Source organism: Rhizobium sp. NFR12 (assembly GCF_900108545.1).
Lineage (GTDB): Bacteria > Pseudomonadota > Alphaproteobacteria > Rhizobiales > Rhizobiaceae > Neorhizobium > Neorhizobium soli.
The window spans coordinates 839,507-857,207 of sequence record NZ_FNWM01000001.1 but is presented as its reverse complement, the minus strand read 5'-3'; the positions used below and the strand labels follow the sequence as shown (position 1 = coordinate 857,207).

Sequence of the window (17,701 nt, the reverse complement as noted above, 5' to 3'; positions counted from 1 at the left end):
TCGGGTCTCAGACCTCTTCGGAAACGGCCGGCACTTCGGCAGGGACGGTTTCCGCGATGAAGGTGATCTTGTCTTCAGACACCACGTATTTCAAATCCATGCCGCATTCGTCGGCCAGCAGAACCGTGTAATAGGGCTGGATCGTGTGGGCATCGACCGCCTCTTCCATGGCACCCGACAGCACTTCGACGAATTTCGCCGGCACGCGCATCATCCGGCCTTTGATGGTGATGATGAACTTCGCGTCGAATTCCGGGTTTTCGAGTGTCACATCGAGAGAGCCGCCGCGCGGAATGCCGCCGTAAGCGACAGTGAAGAGGTTGAGGAGCAGCTTGACCCGGTTCTTCGGGATGATGGCGCGCGGGCCGTTCCAGGAGACTTCCGTCTTCTTTTCGGCGACCGCGAACTCCTTGGCAGCCTTTTCGGCCTCGCCCGTATCGATCGAGGCACCAACAGAGCCGGAGGCGCCGAAAGCAAGCCGCGCGAATTTCAGACGCACCGAGGCGTTCATGGCCGATGTACGGATCAGGTCGAGCGCATCCGCGTCGGCGGCTCCCTCATCGAGAAGCTCCAGGCCATTGTTGATGGCTCCGACCGGCGAGATGATATCGTGGCAGACCCGGCTGCAGAGGAGAGCTGCCAGATCCGGACCGCCGAGGGTTAGATTGGGATTTTTAGGCATGCGTGTCTCCGGCTGGATGAAAATATTCCCTCGCGCATGTGCCACAGCAACATTGCGCGGGGATTGTCGACAGTCAATGTGTATAGGTGCCGCCATAATGACACCATTTGTGGTAAACCGATTGTTAACGTCATGCCGCCAAGATAGAGGCGGCTTAAGCATGACGCTTGATAACGGAAGATTTAACAAACGGACTTCAATATGCGCCGCCAGAACCTTTCCGCCTTCGCTCGCTTTGCCACCGCTTTCGTGGTCATGGCAACCGCTTTCTGTGTCACAATCGAAAGGGCATCCGCCCAGCAGAATGCTTCGCAGTATTCGATGCAGGAAATTGTCGATGCCGGCCACGGCTTTTTCGGCTCCACCAGCGGCGGTCTCGCCAAGGTGGTGGAAAACGCTTTCTCGAAATACGGCCTGCCCAACGGTTACATTCTCGGCCAGGAAGGCTCCGGCGCCTTCATCGCCGGCCTGACCTATGGCGAAGGCCAGCTATACACGAAAAACGCCGGACAGCATCCGACCTACTGGCAGGGCCCCTCGCTCGGCATCGATTACGGCGGCCAGGGCACCCGCGCCATGATGCTGGTCTATGACCTGCCGACGGTCGATTCGCTCTATGCCCGCTTCGGCGGCGTTTCCGGCTCGGCCTTCGTTGTCGCCGGCGTCGGCATGACGGTGCTGCGCAACAACAACGTGATCCTGGTGCCTATCCGCACCGGCCTTGGCGCCCGTCTCGGCATCAATGTCGGCTATCTGAAGATGACCCGCGAAGCCACCTGGAACCCCTTCTGAGCGGCAGGCAGACGCCTCCACCGGGCGTGCCCACTTGCCGGGTGCAGGCGCCCGTGCTTAAAAAGAGCCCGTCCGCTCCAGACACAAAGAACGGCTTTCCGTGATCCAATACGCACTCCTGTTTGGCCTGGGTTTCCTCAGCGCGGCGCTGCTTGCCATCCTGATTTCGCCGGCGATCCACAGGCGGATCGTGCGCTACACGGAAAACCGCATCCGCGCGACACTGCCGATCAGCCCTGAGGAAGTGCGTGCCCAGCGTGATATGGCACGTGCCGTCTATGCGGCGGAAAACGCCCGGACCTCTCAGGAACTGCTCCAGGCGCGCGAGAAAAACACCCGCCTGATGCTCGATATCGAGGCGCTGAACGCGACCATCCGTACTCTTGAAGACGACCGGCAGGACCTGAAGATGCAGGCCGACACGCTGGATGTGGAGGCCGCCGCCACCCGCTCGCGTCTTCGCCAGGAAGACAGCTATATCCAGGAGCTGAAGGTGGCGCTGGAACAGTCCCACGACGACCTGCGGATGCGCGATGTCGAGATAGGCGAACGCCAGCAGCACGTTGCCCGCCTGATTGCCGATACGGACAATTTCCGCATCGACCTCTCGTCTCATGCCGCCGAGATGGAAGGCCTCAAGGCCCGGATCGGCAATCTTCGCGACGAACGCGAGACGCTGCGCACGGAAATCCGCGACATGACCACCCGCGCCAAGGAAGCCGAGAGCAAGGTCAAGCTGGAAGAGCAACGCCGGATAGTGTTGCAGGAAAGGCTGGACCGGGAGATCGCCGACGGTGCCGACAGGGCCGAGGCGCTGGACCGCCGTCAGCAGGAAATCGAACGGCTGCGCGAAAAACTGAAAACGGCCAATGCGGAAGCCCGCGACGCGAGCCGCGCCCTGCGCAAAACCGGGGCGCCAGCCGGATCAAAAGCGAAGTCGAATTCAGGCAAGATCAACACGCCCGGTCCCGAAGACATCCAGGCGGCGCATCTCCTCGAGGAGGGTGTGTTAGCCGTCGCCCGCCCGACGGGCATGGACCCAGAGCCCACCATGATGACAGCTGCGATGATGACGCCGGCCATGATCGATCTCGCAGACGATGCCCGCAACCGGGCGACCGCGGTGTCGGAACGGCTTTTAAAGAGTCGCGATGGCGCTAACGATGCAGCACTTCGGCAGGAGCTTGCAACCATCGCTGCAAGTCTTGTGGCGCTCACGGCCGCGCGCGAAGGCAAAGCCTCGCCGATCAACACGATCCTGTCTGGAAAATCCGGCAACAGCGATCGCGAAAGCCTGGCTGCCAAGGCCAAGAAGGCCATGGCGAAACTGAACGAGCAGTCGTCGTCCTGAACGACACCTGAAATCCCTAGAGCCGGCCCTGCCGCATGGCGATCTCGTAGAGCGCGATGCCGGTCGCGGTTGCGGCGTTGAGACTGTCCAGTCCCGGCATCTGGGCAATGCGCGCGGTCTTGACTGCGGAGAGGATATGCGCTGGAAGCCCCTCGCCCTCGGTCCCGGTGATCAGCGCCATCTGCGGATGCGGCGACACTTCGCGAATTTCGACGTGTCCGGCAGGCGACAAGCCCCAGATCGCGAAGTCGCGCAGCATCAGCGCGTCCAGAAGCTCCGTCATCGTCCCGGTGCGGGCATAGGGCACCGAGAGCACGGAGCCGACAGAAACCCGCAGCGACTTTCGATAGAGCGGATCGCAGCAGGCGGCGTCCAGCAGCACCGCATCGGCGCCGAACGCGGCCGCATTGCGGAAGATCGAGCCGATATTGTCGTGGTTGGAAATGCCGAAGGCCGCAACGACCAATGCCTTTTCCGGCAGGTTCTGCAGGAGGTCCGCAATCGACGGCTCCTCAGCCCTGCGACCGATCGCCAGCACGCCGCGGTGGAGGTGGAAGCCGACAATCCGGTCGAGAACGGCAGAGGATGCGACATAGACCGGGACATCGTCAGGGAAACGGCCAAGGATGTCTTCCAGCCCGGACACCCGATTTTCCAGAAGCAGAAGCTTCTCCGCGACGAAGCCGGACTTGGCCCGGTGTGCCTGCGCCAGCATGCGCAGCACGACAGTGCCCTCGGCGATAAACCGCCCGCCCCTGCCCGTCAGGTCGCGATCGCGGACCGCCTGAAATTCGGCGATCCGCGGGTCGTCCGCATCCTCGATGCGGATAGGCTCCATCACGGACCGGTGGCGATCGTCACATCGGCGACGATGCGGCCGAGCACGATATCGAACACGAACACCTTGCGGGCGCCGTTCAGCTGGCCGAGGAAGACGAGCTGGCTGCCGGACATCGACACATTGTCGATTTGGAAACCGGTCGGCAGTGCGGCGGTGGCCTTCAGCGGCTGGTCGGACGGGACGGTGAAACTTCCCGACGTGGCGACCGTTGCCGGGCCGTCTGCGGGCCGCTGGGAGATCTTGTAGACAATCGCGGCGAGGACCGCCATAAAGCAGACAAACAGGATCCCGCCCGAAACGAGCTGCAGAAGCACCATCTTCCGGCGGATTCTCTCCATCGCCGGATCAAGCGGCTCTTCCTTTTCCTCGACTTCTGGTTGGGGCATGAATTGTCCTTATGCGTGCAAGATTGCGAATTGACGGAAACCGGAATGAACGACCCCTTTAAACAAGCCGAAGCCCCGAGGAAAGTCCTGACTGCCGATGAGGCAGCAGAAGGGCGGTTGGATGCGTGGCTGACACAGGTTCTGGACGGCGAATTCTCCAGAAACCGCATCAAGGCGCTGATCGAACAGGGTGTCGTACTGCTGAACGGCAAGGCCTGCACCGAGCCGAAGAAGAAAGTGTCCCCCGGCGATCAAATCGAGATCACATTGCCGGAACCGGAGGATCCCGAACCCAAGGGCGAGGATATTCCGCTCGATGTTCTCTATGAGGACGAGGACCTGATAGTCATCGCCAAGCCACCGGGTCTCGTCGTGCATCCGGGCGCCGGCAACTGGACCGGGACCCTCGTCAACGCGCTGATCCACCATTGCGGCGACACTCTTTCCGGCATCGGTGGCGTCAAGCGGCCGGGTATCGTGCACAGGCTCGACAAGGATACGTCGGGCGTGATGGTTGCCGCCAAGAACGATCTGGCGCATCGCCACCTCGCCGACCAGTTTGCCGACCATGGCCGTTCCGGTCCGCTGGAACGCGCCTATATGGCCGTCGTCTGGGGCCGCCCGAAAGGTTTGAAGGGCACGATCGACGCACCGCTCGGCCGCGCCGGTGGCGACCGCACCAAGCGCGCCGTCACCCGCGAGAATGCCGTGGACGCGCGCGAGGCGGTGACCCATTATGAGGTGATCGAGCGTTTTCACGAGACGCCCGAGGCAACCTCGCTGGCGGCCCTGATCGAATGCCGTCTGGAAACCGGCCGCACGCACCAGATCCGAGTCCACATGGCTCATATCGGCCATCCGCTGATCGGCGACCTCGATTATGCCGGTGGCTTCAAGACCAAGGTCAACAAGATCCCCGAGCCCGCCCGCACCGTCGTCAGCGCCTTCCCGCGCCAGGCGCTGCACGCCTATCTGCTTGTGTTCGAACATCCCCGCACCGGCGAGGTGATGGAATTCGAGGCTCCGATCCCCGACGACCTGGAACAGTTGATCGAAGCCCTGCGGCAATGACGGCCTGACCGTCGCCGGAAGTCCGGCCGATCATTACGCAATTGTAATGTCATAACGTTGGTGTGAACGCTTGAATCGCTGTTCCGCCACACTTATCTGACACTTGCATTGGTGCGGGGTCGGGAACGATCCGCGCCATAATCGGTTCGCCGTAAGGGCAGATGAAATCTGCCGGGAACCGACAACGATCGGAAAGGGGTGCTTCATGGCCCGTAACAATCTGCCTTCGATTACCGCCGGCGAAGCCGGTCTCAATCGCTATCTCGATGAAATCCGCAAATTCCCGATGCTGGAGCCGCAGCAGGAATACATGCTCGCGAAGCGTTACGCTGAGCATGGCGACCGCGCTGCCGCACACAAGATGGTGACGAGCCACCTGCGTCTCGTCGCAAAGATCGCCATGGGCTATCGCGGCTACGGCCTGCCGATCGGCGAAGTCGTGTCGGAAGGCAATGTCGGTCTGATGCAGGCCGTCAAGAAATTCGACCCGGAACGCGGCTTCCGTCTGGCGACCTATGCAATGTGGTGGATCAAGGCCTCGATCCAGGAGTACATCCTGCGCTCCTGGTCGCTGGTCAAGATGGGCACGACCGCCAACCAGAAGCGGCTGTTCTTTAACCTGCGCCGCCTCAAGGGCAAGATCCAGGCGATCGAGGACGGCGATCTGAAGCCGCACCAGGTCACCGAGATCGCCACCAAGCTGAACGTATCCGAGGAAGAAGTGATCTCGATGAACCGCCGCCTCTCCGGCGACGCTTCGCTCAACGCCCCGATCCGGGCGGCTGAAGGCGAAGCCGGCCAGTGGCAGGATTGGCTGGTCGACGATCATGAGAGCCAGGAAGCGGTTCTGATCCAGCAGGACGAGCTCGACACGCGCCGCCGCATGCTCGGCAAGGCACTTGCCGTGCTGAACGAACGCGAGCGCCGCATCTTCGAAGCCCGCCGTCTGTCGGAAGACCCGGTGACGCTCGAAGAACTGTCCACCGAGTTCGATATCAGCCGCGAACGCGTCCGCCAGATCGAGGTCCGCGCATTCGAAAAGGTGCAGGATGCGGTGCGCAAGGAGGCCCTCGCCCAGGCCCAGGCATTGCGCGTCGTCGACGCGTAACGGGACACACCAGTATCCGCAGATCGAAGGCCGCATTTTGCGGCCTTTTTCTTTAGCCGGAGCCATGGGAGTTCGCAACGGGAGGCTGGAAATGGAAAAGGGCCGCTCTCGCGACCCTTCTCGTATGACCTATGTCCTGCGACCGATCGATTACTGGCCCGTCTGGCCGCCGGCCTGGCCCCATTCGCGGATGGCCTCGTTGAACGCCTTCTCGCCTTCAGGCCCCTTCTGGAGCGTGAACAGCGCGCGGCGTCCGTTGCGATAGGCGACCGGGATGTCGATCCAGTTGCGGGTGCGCAGCAGCTCCATATTGGTGTTGCGGGCATCCGGGAAGTCGTTGAGCGCGATCATGTGGAAGTCGTCGGTGATCTTGGCCGGAACCGCGATCAGGGCGTTGCCGCGATCCTGCTCGGATGTCTTCATCGCAATGCGCTGGACGCTGTCGATGGCACCGCCCTCGAAGTCTGGCGGGACGGCAAAGACGATCTCGATCAGATGGCTCGCGGGCAGCGACGGATCCGAGTTGCGCTTGAACGTCACAAGCGCGGTCAGACCACGACCGGGTATGGTGATGCGGGCCTGGACTTCAGCCTGAGGCGGACCGCCGTTGGAACCCGGCTCGCGCTGCAGAGACCAGGAAACGCTCCCGTCGATCGCGGTCGGCGCGGTCTGGCCAAGACGTTCTTCATAGAGGAACATCTTTTCGCCGGAGACAGCAGGGGTCGCTGCCGGATTGGCGTCGGGGGCAGGCGCTGCAGGTGCGCCCGGCGCGGTTGCAGCCGTCGCGGCAGCACCAGGCGCCGCAGGCGGCGTGGTCGGCGGGGCGTTGAGCTGCGCCACCGACTGCCCTTCGGCGTTCTGGGCAAGGCTTCCGGCCGAACCCGGACCTTCATCCACCTCTGTGCCATCCGGCATCAGACGCTGGGTGAATTTCGGGCTGGCGGTCGAACCGTCCGCGGCTGGCGGCGGGCTCGTCTGACCGGCGGGCTGGCCATTTGCCTGCGTCGAAGGCGTCGGGTTGGCCGGCGCTGTTGCCGGAGCCGTAGTTGCGTTCCCGGAGGCCGGTTGCGAGGTCGCGGGCGTTTCAGCGGTCGAGACCGCCGTGTCCGTCGAGGAAGACGGCATGAAGCCTTCGACCATCTCGCTCAGCGCGTCGCGGTTCATCCAGGCGGCATAACCAGCGCCACCCAGCAGCAGAAGGCCGACCAGTCCGAGTGCGAGGCCACCGTAATTGCGCTTGCGCGTCGTCGTCACCCGGTATGGCTTAGCCGGGGTCGGCATCAGGTCTTCGAGATTGTCATCCGACTGGGCCTGTCTCGGGTTCGAGGCGGCAGCGCCGGCGCCGGCAATTGCCGCGCCCTTGCTGTACCCGATCAGGTCATCCAGATCGCTCCAGGGATCCTTCTCGTGATCCTTGCCGGCAGCCTTTTGTGCCTGCTCATCCGCTTTTGCGTCAAGCTGGTAGCCTGCGAAAAAATCGTCGCTGTCGTCTTTGCGCCCGGTCTCCGTCCCGGTCTGGCCGAAACTTGGGAGCTCAGCGACTGATGGCATGCGAACTGCATCGGCAGAAACATGGGTTTCCTGGTCGAAATGCGCATCGACGCGATCACCACTGTGAAGATCGGCCTGCGGCTGGTGCTGATGGACCGGCTCGACGGGACCGGCCGGCACCAGTTCCGGAACGTCGTCCCAGGCGGCTGCGGCGGTGTTTTCGGAATGCGCCGGCTCATGCCAGGTGGGCTCTTCGAAGAGCGGCGCATGTTCCGTGCGCGCTGGCTCCGCACTGGTCTGCGGTGGCCACTGGACGTGGGCGACGTCATCGTCCTGACGGGCAGCCGAGTAGGGAAGATCATCATCCCGCTCGTTTGCAACAGGCTCGTCGACAGTCCCGGGATACTGCTCGATCGGCGCTTCGACGGAATGTGCCCGGCCGTCATCGGCCACAGGTTCGTTGTGGACCTGCTCATCGCGTTCACCGACGGCAGCGACATCACCGACCGGCCATCCACCTTGATGAACAGTGTCCTGCTCCTCGGACGGCACAGGCTCTTCGTAAAGCGGACGCTCTTCGTAGGCCGTGCGTGCCTCATACGTCTCCGGCTCTACAGCCGGTTCGTAATGGGCAACGTCAGGTTCGCGTTCTTCGGCTGCAACAGGAGCAAAAGGCTCGTGCCGTTCCTCATAGAGCGGAGGCTCGTCATACGAATAGCCAGCCGGCTCGGTAGCGGCGAGCGGTGCTGCCTGTTCGGGCTCTTCGCCCGGAGCGGGTGCCGGTTCCTGCTCGGGCTCCGCTGGAGCCGGCAACACCGTCTCTTCAGCGGGCGCAGGCTGGCCAGCGGCAAATTCGTCGTCGGCAAAACCAGCCTCGTTCTCGAACGGCGCCAGCGCCTCCGCGTGCTCGCTCTCGACTTCGACGATCGCCGTTTCGAGCTTGTCCATCTGCCGCCGAAGCATTTCTTCCGGCGGCCGCGGCTTCATGTTCTCGAGCTGCCGTTGAACGGCACCACGCGCTTTTTCATATACTTTCGCGCGGGCTTCAGGCGAGTTTGTCGCCAGACCATCAACAGCGCGGCGGATCACCGCTACAAAATCTGCCATCAGCACTTCTCATTGTCGCCGGGCTCAAGCCGGCTGAATGGATAATCAATAGTTGACATTAATCTTCAAACGGGTCCGTCACAAGTATGGTGTCGTCGCGTTCCGGACTTGTGGAAAGTAGCGCAACTGGCGCGCCAATCAATTCCTCAACCTGACGAACGTATTTGATCGCCTGTGCCGGCAGGTCCGCCCAGGACCTTGCACCAACGGTGGATTCCTTCCAGCCTTCCAGCGTCACGTAGATCGGCTCGACCCGAGCCTGCGCCGCCTGGCTTGCGGGAAGATGGTCGATCCGCTGGCCGTCGAGCATGTAGCCGACGCAGATCTTCAGTTCTTCCAGACCGTCGAGAACGTCGAGTTTCGTCAGCGCGATCCCGGTGATGCCGTTGGTCGCGACCGACTGGCGAACCAGCGCCGCGTCGAACCAGCCACAGCGACGCTTGCGACCCGTGACGGTGCCGAACTCATGGCCCTTTTCACCGAGGAACTGACCAATTTCGTCATGGAGTTCGGTCGGGAACGGGCCTTCACCGACGCGCGTCGTGTAGGCCTTGGTGATGCCGAGGATGTAGCCCAGCGAGCCCGGGCCCATGCCGGAACCGGCAGCAGCCTGGCCGGCAACCGTGTTCGACGACGTCACGAACGGATAGGTGCCGTGGTCGATGTCGAGCAGCGAGCCCTGCGCGCCTTCAAACAGGATGCGCGAACCCTTGCGGCGCTCCTTGTCCAGCAGTTCCCAGACGGTTTCGCGGAACGGCAGAACCTGTTCGGCGACGGACGTCAGTTCCTGCATGATCGTCTCATGGCTGACTTCCTGCTCGCCCAGACCGCGGCGCAGCGCGTTGTGATGGGTGAGGATGCGATCGACCTTGGCCGACAGCGTATCGAGGTCGGCAAGATCCATGACGCGGATCGCACGACGGCCGACCTTGTCTTCATAGGCCGGGCCGATGCCGCGGCGGGTGGTGCCGATCTTGGTGCCGGTGTTGGATGCCGCATCTTCGCGCAGGCCGTCAAGCTCGCGGTGCAGCGACAGGATCAGCGTCGCGTTGTCGGCGATGCGCAGCACGTCCGGGGTGACCTTGACGCCCTGCCCGTCGAGCTTTGCGATTTCAGCGACCAGCGCGTGCGGATCGACGACGACGCCGTTGCCGATAACCGAAAGCTTGCCGCGGACGATACCGGAGGGCAGCAGCGACAGCTTGTAGCTGACACCGTCGATGACGAGCGTATGGCCGGCATTGTGGCCGCCCTGGAACCGAACGACAATATCCGCCCGTTCAGAGAGCCAGTCGACGATCTTGCCCTTGCCCTCGTCACCCCACTGCGAACCAACCACGACTACATTCGTCATCTTTGCTTTCCTGCGTTTCGGGCCTGCCCTTCAAGCACGCCACGGCGCCGCGACAGCACCGCTGCTCTGAGACAGCGGCGTTGCGAGCGCCAGATAGAGTTCTCTCCCACAAGGGCGCTCGTCCGAAACCGCGCCGGACCCGCCCCTGCAAACGCGCGCATCTATAATGCCTTGGCCCGAGGAAAGCGACCTGTTTGTGAATGTCTGATGGATTTTGCGTGACAATTTGCAATTTCCCACGCTAAGGCCCAGGACAAGCGTCCCTGACCGAGGCCGGCGACGACGATAGAAGATGAGACATGGACGGGCCGTCGATACGGCACGCGGAGGAAATCATCGTGTACCGCAAAGCCTATCTGTTCCTGATCATCGCGACGCTGTGCTGGGGCGGCAACGCGGTGGCGGGCAAGCTTGCCATCGGTCATATCAGCCCGATGCTTCTCACCTTCTGGCGATGGGTTTTCGCAACCGCCATCATTTTCGCGATCTCGGTTCCTCATCTTCGCCGCGACTGGCCGGTGATCCGGAAAAACCTGCCGCTTCTCGCCTTTCTCGGACTGGTCGGCTACGTCACCTTCAACGCAGCGCTCTACACAGCCGTCAATTACACGAGCGCGATCAACGTCACCGTCGAGCAGACGCTCATTCCGGTGCTGATCTTCCTGTTAAACTTCGTGCTGTTCCGCATGAAAGTCTCCTGGCTGCAGATCGTCGGCTTCGCGCTGACCCTGATGGGCGGTCTTCTGACGGCAGCGCATGGAGATCTGTCGACCATCGTCACGCTCAGCGTCAATTTTGGCGATGCGGTCATGATGATCGCGATCGTCGCCTATGCGGTCTATACGGTGGCGCTGCGCTTTCGCCCGGCCATCAGTTGGCGCAGCCTGATGGCGGTTCCGGCGCTGTTTGCCCTGCTCGGCAGCATTCCCGCCGCCGCCTGGGAATATTCGGCAGGCCGCATGGTCTGGCCGGATACCAACGGCTGGATCATTGCCGCCTACACGGCCGTCTTCGCCTCGCTGATTGCCCAGGTTCTGTATATCCGCGGCGTCGAGGAGATCGGTGCCAACCGGGCCGGCCTTTTCATCAATCTTGTGCCTGTTTTCGGCACCCTGCTTTCCGTGATCGTTCTCGGCGAACACCTGCAGGCATTCCATGTCGTAGCGCTTGTCCTGGCGCTTGGCGGCATCGCCATCGCGGAATGGGGAAAACCCGCGCAGCGATAAACGCGGGGCGGGCGACACATAAGAAAAAAGGACCGGCAGCGTCAGGGCACGTCGACGCCGCCGGCCAGTCAGTGAGCTTCAGATATCGTAATGGTCGGCAGTTGCCGCAGGTACCGGCAGAGCCTCGCTAGCCTTCGTCGTTTCAGTCATCGTCTGTGCGCTGCGGTCGACCGTCAGGCCGCCATGCGAGAGCACGATGTCGCCGCGCGGCGTTGCAACGACCAGAACCCGTTCGATCCTGCCCTCGTCGTTGAGTGCGTAGCCGATCGAAAGGGTGCGGCTATCCCAGCCGATGGAGACGAGACGGTCGCGCTTGAGGTCGGCGCAATCGAGGCAGAGTGCCTGATCGACGGCCATGTCTGCGGCAAACGTGTCGAGATAGCCGTCGAGCGCTGCAAGCGTGCCGTCGACCGCGTCGTTGACGCGCTTCAGTTCGCGGACCTGGTCGATGGTAAATTCGGAAATCGTGTTGGAGCCTTCGGCGCCTTGGGTACGGTTCTGGGCGACCTGCATGTGGAGAGCGGAAACGCCTGAGAGCGAGCGGGCAAACGAGCCCGGACCTGCAGCATTGGCTTCCTTGCCTGCAACCAGCGCGGTCAGTACGATCGCGGAAATGATGAGCTTCTTGATCATGGCCCGTACCCTGTTTGGCGGATGGCTATGTCGCCATCTCGTTTCGTTATGGGACGACCATACGCAGGCAGGTTTGCGGTGCGCTTAAACGAATAGATGCAATTTTATTGAAATCCATTTTTTTCCCGCGCTGGCACACAAAAGGAATTGGCGCGCAATAGCTGGAACCAACTGCACCTGGGGCGGTTTGGTAACTGTGAGGACAACAAGAAGGAAACATTCCCATGAGCATTAAACTAATCACCGTCGCAGCCCTTTCGCTCGGTCTCGCAACCTCGGCTTTTGCACAGACCAGCGGCTCCGGTTCGGGCGGCAATGACGGATCCGGAAGCACCGGCAAGTCGATGCCGATGTCCGGTGTCGAACAGACCGCGCCGACAACGTCGCTGCCGGGCGTGGATTCGTCCTCGACCAACAGCACATCCGGCACAACGCCATCGACCAACTGCCAGGCAGGCACGATGAAGGATCCGGGCGTGGCTTCCGGCAACAACTCCAATCCCGGCGCCAGCACCAACACAGGTACCGCCGGTGGAGCCATGATGACCATGGAAACCAATCCAACTTGCTGATCGCCCTCTGGCGTATCGCAGACATGATCAAGGCCGCTCCATTGAGCGGCCTTTTTCTGTCGTTATCGGGGCTTCCGCGAACGCCCCTGTTACTGCGCTATAAAACTTCTCTGCGCAGTTCGTGTATGTGAAAACACACTCATGAATTGGAGAGATCTTCGTGCTATGTGTGCAGGCCGAGGCAACCGATCGGGCAACCTGGATGAAGCCGATGATCAACCGCATTTTATGGGCGCTGGCAGCCCTCGCCTACGGTGTCGCCACCGTGGTCGCGTTTATAGTGCTTTTGCCCGCAGCGCTGATCCAGTCAGCCTTCTCGAAAAAAGCGACGGTCGAGGACCGCGAAAGATACCTCGACGATTAGTCCTCGTCTCCGCAACCCCTTCAATGTCGACGATCGCAAACCATCGCGCCGAGGCGAGCACGTGGAGCCTTTTGGCTGCTTTCCGGGCCGTTAAACTTTTCGTTAAGTTTTAGTGGCATTGTTCCAATCTGAAACCTCAGAGATAGAGCCTTAAGTCCAAGCCTGAAAGAACGCGCGATGCGTAATGCGTTTTACATCGCCCTTCTGATGATGTCCCTCACGGCTTGCGCCTCCGCGCCGAGCCGGATCGGAGATGCCTGCGCGATTTTCGAGCAGAGAGACGGGCTTTTCAACAACTGGGCCCGCCAGGCGCGCGCAGCAAGCCGCGAATACGGCGTGCCGGTCCCGATCCTGATGGCGACGATCTACGTCGAGTCGAGTTTCCGCGCCCGCGCCCGCCCGCCGCGCAAATATGTGCTCGGCATCATTCCCTGGGGCCGTATCTCTTCGGCCTATGGCTACGCACAGGCGCTGGACGGAACCTGGGACGGTTACCGCAAATCGACGGGTCGCTGGGCCGCCAGCCGCAGTGATTTCGGCGATGCCATCCGCTTTGTCGGCTGGTATCACCACCAGAGCCATATCCGGAACAACATCCCCCTCAGCGATACCTACAACCTATACCTCGCCTACTATACCGGCCACGGCGGCTATGAGCGCGGCCAGTTCGGCGGCGGGGTTCGCCAGACCGCAAAGAAATCTGCCGCCATGGCAGCCAGATACGAGGCGCAACTGCGCCGTTGCGGATACTGAACCTTGGTTCCCGTGCAGGCTAAGCTGCACACGGCCTAATAGCCGACGACGATGCGGGTGTTAGCGGTTCCATACCGGCTCGTCAGCGCGAAAAAGGTTGCGGCATTTTCCGGATGCAGCCTGATACAGCCATGGGAGGCTGGTCGACCGAGGCGCTTGGTATCGAACGTCGCATGCACGGCATAGCCGCCATTGTAGAACACGGCGAACGGCATTGGCGCGTTGTCGTACTTGCGCGACCTGTGGCTCCTCGAGAGCCATTTTGCGCTCCAGCTGCCGAGCGGCGTGCTGTAGCCTTTCCGAGCGGTCGATACCGGCCAGCGGTAGACATCAACACCATCTTCGCTCACCGTCATCGTCTGGGACGACAGGCTGACGCTGGCGACCAGGCCGGCGGACAGTGCGGACGACGCAAAGACAAGCGCGCACGAAAACAGTGCAGCTCCAACCATGTAGTGGCGCATGAAATGTCCCCCGGAAAGCCCCTTACCCTGAAAAGACATCATCACTTTGCGAGAAACGTTTCAATATAGTCTAGCGTGCCCGTCGTTGATTATTTTGAATTTTGTTTAATCGGCACAGTAAATTTCGAAAACAAGCCATCAACTGATAAGACTATTGCCATTTTAACCTGATAGTATCGTGGCAAAGCGAGATCCGCCCTAAAATACCTTTGCAGCCGTCACTTCGACCTCGACCAGAAATTCCGCGCGGGTGAATCCGCCGACGATGATCAGCGTCGAGACTGGCTTTGGGTCGAGCGTGAAACGATCGCGCACCGCCATGTAGGCCTGGAAGTCCTCGCGCCTCGTCACGAAGCCGGAAATGCGTATGACGTCGGCATAGGTCATCTTGGCCTCGTCAAGGATCGCCCCAATCGCCTTAAAGCAGAGTTCTGCCTGGGCGGTAACATCGGCCGGGATTGCATCGTCAAGGCCAATGCCGAGCTGGCCCGAGGTGACCAGCAGACTGGCTCCTGGCGGCACGAGCAGACCGTGATTGTAGGCGCCGAACGGCTGACGGACGGATGGCGGATTGAATGTCGTCTTCATCGAGGAATGCTACTCTCTTCAAAGCATGGCAATGGCGCACTAGACCTCTCAACGGCCGACGCTGCAAGCCAACCCTCCCCTGAAAACGAGCCTGGGACGGGGCAAAGAGCAGGCGACCTGATCCCTTGCGGCCTCAATGCCTGATGGTATGATCGCAGCGACGAAGATACGGGGTTGGGTATGGCGCAGCAGACAATTCAATGGTGGCGCTATCCGCGGCTGGCGCTTGGCATTCTTGGCAGCGACAAGTCGTTTCGCAAAAACCCGCTGATCGGCCATCCGCACCTGAACGAGCTTGGCCTGCATCGGGAGCGGGTGCGGATAGCCGCTTGGATGGCAGACTACCGTCGCCGCATCCTGGGGTCACAGGTCAGACCGGAGGAACGCAGCGCGTTTGATCGCGACGGGTTCGTGATCCGGCAAAACGCATTGCCGCAGGACGTCTTCCTGCGCATCCGGGATTTCCTCAAGAGCGAGCCTCTGCCGGCACGCGAGATGCGGCAGGGACAGGCGGTGACGCGGATGATTCCGATCGGCCCGACAGCGCTGAATCGCCTGCCGGATCTGGCTCGCTTCAGCCACAACCAGTCGATCGCCGGCCTCCTGCGCTATGTCGGCGGTGCCGGCGGCGATCCGATCCACTTCATCCAGACGGTGATTGCCGAACCGGCGCTGGCCAAGGCCGATCCGCAGACCGCACTGCACGCGGACACGTTTCACTCGACCTCCAAGGCCTGGCTGTTTCTCGATGATGTCGAGGCGGACAACGGTCCCTTCGTATTCGTGCCGGGCAGCCACAAGCTGACGGAAAAGCGGATCGAATGGGAATATCGGCAAAGCCTGATCGCCAGCACGGACAACCGCGCCCATCACGCCGACGGATCATTTCGGATTACGCCGGAAGAGCTGACCACGCTTGGTGATTTCGAGCCGAAGAAGGTGACTGTGCCGGCCAATACGCTTGTCGTTGCCGATACCTATGCGTTCCATTCGCGCGCGGTCAGCTTCAAGCACACGATGCGGGTCGAACTGCATGCCTATCACCGCACCAATCCGTTCTCGCCGCTGCCCTTCTCACCGTTGAGCTTCATTCCCGGCCTGCATGACCGCCGCCTCGATCTCTATCTCGGCCATTCCGACCGCAAGGCAAAGCGCGCCGGCAGAAAGCCGACATGGCAGGATGTCGGCGAGTGCACGGCCTATTCCGAGCCGCATACCTGACGGTTCCGCCAGGCCCACGGATCTGCGGGCCTGGCTGATCAGTTCATTCGGTTCGGGCGCCGTATGGCGCCAGGAACGTCTTGATCGCCTCGATCTCGTTCGGGCGGATCTCGTGGCCGCTGGCATGCCATTCCAGCGTGACCTCGTCACCGGCCGCGCGGAGATAGTCGGCAAGTGCCTGCGTCTGCGGCACCGGGCAGATCGGGTCCCGCTCGCCGGCGGTGATCAGCACATGCGCCTTCTCACCCGTCGTGCGCGCAGGCGGCGTGAACGGGATGAGCGGATGCATCAGCACGCCCGCCTCAAACAGGCCGGGCCTTTCGATCATCACATTGGCAAGAATGTTGGCGCCGTTCGAAAACCCGAGGCCAAGCACGGTCGAGGATTCGTAGCGGTCGCGATTGGCTTCCACGAAGTCAGACATCCGCTTGGTTGCACGGGCGAGGTCGTCGAGATCGTAGACCCCTTCTGCCTTGCGCCTGAAAAAGCGCGCCGCCCCATGCTCGGCGACGTCGCCGCGCGGAGAGATGATCGTCGCGCCCGGAACGAGCCGGCTCGCGAAATCGAAGAACTGGTTCTCGTCGCCGCCTGTGCCATGGAAGGTGAACAGGATCGGCGCACCGGGTGCACCGGGCCGCGCCCGGTGCACATAACTGTCAAAACTCATCGTCACTCTCCTTAGGCCAGCGGTTCCAAGTGCTCCTCGAGCGTCGAGCGCAGATGCTCGTGCTGGGTCGGCAGCTTCAGGGCCTCGCCCAGATGCGCGGTATCCTCGTCGCGGTCGAAACCGGGTTCATTGGTCGCGATCTCAAACAGCACGCCGCCGGGCGTGCGGAAGTAGATGGCCCAGAAGTAATCGCGGTCGATCACCGGAGTTACCTGATACCCCGTATCCATCAACGCCTTGCGGACTTCGAGCTGCTTTTCACGGTTTTCGACCGCAAACGCCAGGTGATGCACGGAGCCGGCACCGAGACGTGCGCCCGAAATATTCGGCATCGTCTCGACGTCGATAAAGTCGGCGCCGTTACCGCCGGGCATGCCGAACCGCGTGACACCGTCTCTGGCATCAACCTGTTCATAGCCCATGAACTTCAAGAGCTCGGCATTGGCACCGTCGTCGCGCAGTCTGAGCGAAGCGGAGTGAAAGCCGCGGATCGCTTCGTCGGCACCGACGCCGTTGCCCGTCCACTGGGCGCGGTCGTCATCCTTGACTTCGACCAGCGCAAACCCGTCGCCGTCTGGACCTGCAAACTGCAGGCGCTTTTCGCCAAAGGCTTCGTCGGCCTTCAAACCATCGGCACCGGCTTTGGTCAGACGATCCGTCCAGTAGCCGAGCGAGCCCTGCGGTACAGAGAATACGGTCGTGCCCACTTCGCCTGAGCCGGGGCGGCCCCTGGCGATATGCGGGAACGGGAAATAGGTCATGACCGAGCCGGGCGTGCCGATTTCGTCGCCGTAATAGAGATGGTAGACGTCAGGTGCGTCGAAGTTGACGGTCTTCTTGACCCGGCGCAGACCGAGCGTATCGGTGAAGAACCGGTTGTTGGTGGACGCGCTGGCCGCCATCGACGTGACGTGGTGGAGGCCCTTGATCTGGTTAATCATGTCAAACCCCTTTTCAATTTGTCGGCTCGGGAGCGAGCCGTTGTCTGGGGTGATAATTGGTGATCGCATGCGAATTGGATAGAGGATCA

The 17,701-nt window shown here is 61.7% G+C and carries 19 protein-coding genes; 9 read left to right on the top strand and 10 right to left on the bottom strand.

The annotated features are described in order from the left end of the window. Positions 1-7: 7 nt before the first annotated feature. Positions 8-682: a histidine phosphotransferase ChpT gene (locus BLW69_RS04140; RefSeq protein ID WP_062455179.1), complete on the bottom strand. Its 675-nt coding sequence runs from the start codon at positions 680-682 to the stop codon at positions 8-10. A gap of 255 nt (positions 683-937) precedes the next feature. On the opposite strand from BLW69_RS04140, the gene BLW69_RS04135 reads away from it, so the two are divergent. After that, on the top strand, positions 938-1,474 hold the full coding sequence (locus tag BLW69_RS04135) for a DUF1134 domain-containing protein (RefSeq protein WP_062457827.1): 537 nt from the start codon (positions 938-940) through the stop codon (positions 1,472-1,474). A 100-nt stretch (positions 1,475-1,574) separates the two neighbouring features. Next, positions 1,575-2,825, top strand: coding sequence for a coiled-coil domain-containing protein (locus BLW69_RS04130; RefSeq protein ID WP_092660098.1), 1,251 nt, complete (start codon positions 1,575-1,577; stop codon positions 2,823-2,825). A gap of 16 nt (positions 2,826-2,841) precedes the next feature. Here the strand turns inward: BLW69_RS04130 and BLW69_RS04125 are convergent, their stop codons facing one another. Next, entirely contained in the window at positions 2,842-3,663 is an 822-nt protein-coding gene (locus tag BLW69_RS04125) for a TrmH family RNA methyltransferase (RefSeq protein WP_092660096.1), read from the bottom strand. Continuing rightward, entirely contained in the window at positions 3,663-4,052 is a 390-nt protein-coding gene (locus BLW69_RS04120) for a hypothetical protein (RefSeq protein WP_092660094.1), read from the bottom strand. The genes BLW69_RS04125 and BLW69_RS04120 overlap by 1 nt, the downstream gene beginning before the upstream one ends. A 45-nt stretch (positions 4,053-4,097) precedes the next feature. Here BLW69_RS04120 and BLW69_RS04115 point away from each other — a divergent pair, with 45 nt between their 5' ends. Beyond that, positions 4,098-5,123, top strand: coding sequence for an RluA family pseudouridine synthase (locus tag BLW69_RS04115; RefSeq protein ID WP_092660092.1), 1,026 nt, complete (start codon positions 4,098-4,100; stop codon positions 5,121-5,123). Positions 5,124-5,328: 205 nt separating this feature from the next. Further along, positions 5,329-6,231 carry an RNA polymerase sigma factor RpoH gene (gene rpoH, locus BLW69_RS04110; RefSeq protein ID WP_092660090.1) on the top strand — a complete coding sequence of 301 codons (903 nt, stop codon included), beginning with the start codon at positions 5,329-5,331 and terminating at the stop codon, positions 6,229-6,231. A 150-nt stretch (positions 6,232-6,381) separates the two neighbouring features. Here the strand turns inward: rpoH and BLW69_RS04105 are convergent, their stop codons facing one another. Both BLW69_RS04105 and BLW69_RS04100 read right to left on the bottom strand, forming a co-directional pair. After that, positions 6,382-8,829 (bottom strand): hypothetical protein, encoded by a 2,448-nt coding sequence (locus tag BLW69_RS04105; RefSeq protein ID WP_092660088.1) that lies wholly within the window; start codon positions 8,827-8,829, stop codon positions 6,382-6,384. A 58-nt stretch (positions 8,830-8,887) separates the two neighbouring features. Beyond that, the gene (locus BLW69_RS04100; protein WP_092660079.1) at positions 8,888-10,183 is read right to left on the bottom strand and encodes an adenylosuccinate synthase; all 1,296 of its coding nucleotides are present in this window, start codon (positions 10,181-10,183) and stop codon (positions 8,888-8,890) included. A 338-nt stretch (positions 10,184-10,521) separates the two neighbouring features. Between BLW69_RS04100 and BLW69_RS04095 the strand changes: the two genes are divergently transcribed. After that, positions 10,522-11,409 (top strand): DMT family transporter, encoded by an 888-nt coding sequence (locus BLW69_RS04095; protein WP_092661034.1) that lies wholly within the window; start codon positions 10,522-10,524, stop codon positions 11,407-11,409. A 78-nt stretch (positions 11,410-11,487) separates the two neighbouring features. On the opposite strand, the gene BLW69_RS04090 is transcribed toward BLW69_RS04095, so the two are convergent. Continuing rightward, positions 11,488-12,042, bottom strand: a complete 555-nt coding sequence (locus BLW69_RS04090; protein ID WP_092660077.1) for a transglutaminase-like cysteine peptidase — start codon at positions 12,040-12,042, stop codon at positions 11,488-11,490. A 224-nt stretch (positions 12,043-12,266) separates the two neighbouring features. On the opposite strand from BLW69_RS04090, the gene BLW69_RS04085 reads away from it, so the two are divergent. From BLW69_RS04085 to BLW69_RS04075, 3 genes are all read left to right on the top strand, one after another. Further along, the gene (locus BLW69_RS04085) at positions 12,267-12,614 is read left to right on the top strand and encodes a hypothetical protein (RefSeq protein WP_092660075.1); all 348 of its coding nucleotides are present in this window, start codon (positions 12,267-12,269) and stop codon (positions 12,612-12,614) included. Positions 12,615-12,774: 160 nt separating this feature from the next. Next, positions 12,775-12,978 carry a hypothetical protein gene (locus BLW69_RS04080; RefSeq protein WP_139283786.1) on the top strand — a complete coding sequence of 68 codons (204 nt, stop codon included), beginning with the start codon at positions 12,775-12,777 and terminating at the stop codon, positions 12,976-12,978. Between the two features lie 177 nt (positions 12,979-13,155). Then, complete coding sequence (locus BLW69_RS04075) at positions 13,156-13,731, top strand: transglycosylase SLT domain-containing protein (protein ID WP_062455153.1); 576 nt, start codon at positions 13,156-13,158, stop codon at positions 13,729-13,731. Between the two features lie 35 nt (positions 13,732-13,766). Here BLW69_RS04075 and BLW69_RS04070 read toward each other — a convergent pair whose 3' ends face one another. Both BLW69_RS04070 and BLW69_RS04065 read right to left on the bottom strand, forming a co-directional pair. Then, positions 13,767-14,195: a L,D-transpeptidase gene (locus BLW69_RS04070; protein WP_062457824.1), complete on the bottom strand. Its 429-nt coding sequence runs from the start codon at positions 14,193-14,195 to the stop codon at positions 13,767-13,769. Between the two features lie 198 nt (positions 14,196-14,393). Beyond that, positions 14,394-14,783, bottom strand: coding sequence for a RidA family protein (locus BLW69_RS04065; RefSeq protein WP_062582616.1), 390 nt, complete (start codon positions 14,781-14,783; stop codon positions 14,394-14,396). A gap of 180 nt (positions 14,784-14,963) precedes the next feature. On the opposite strand from BLW69_RS04065, the gene BLW69_RS04060 reads away from it, so the two are divergent. Next, complete coding sequence (locus BLW69_RS04060; protein ID WP_092660071.1) at positions 14,964-16,004, top strand: phytanoyl-CoA dioxygenase family protein; 1,041 nt, start codon at positions 14,964-14,966, stop codon at positions 16,002-16,004. Positions 16,005-16,047: 43 nt separating this feature from the next. On the opposite strand, the gene BLW69_RS04055 is transcribed toward BLW69_RS04060, so the two are convergent. After that, positions 16,048-16,671 (bottom strand): alpha/beta hydrolase, encoded by a 624-nt coding sequence (locus BLW69_RS04055; protein ID WP_092660069.1) that lies wholly within the window; start codon positions 16,669-16,671, stop codon positions 16,048-16,050. 11 nt (positions 16,672-16,682) lie between these two features. Continuing rightward, positions 16,683-17,612: a VOC family protein gene (locus BLW69_RS04050; protein WP_062455149.1), complete on the bottom strand. Its 930-nt coding sequence runs from the start codon at positions 17,610-17,612 to the stop codon at positions 16,683-16,685. Between the last annotated feature and the right edge of the window lie 89 nt (positions 17,613-17,701).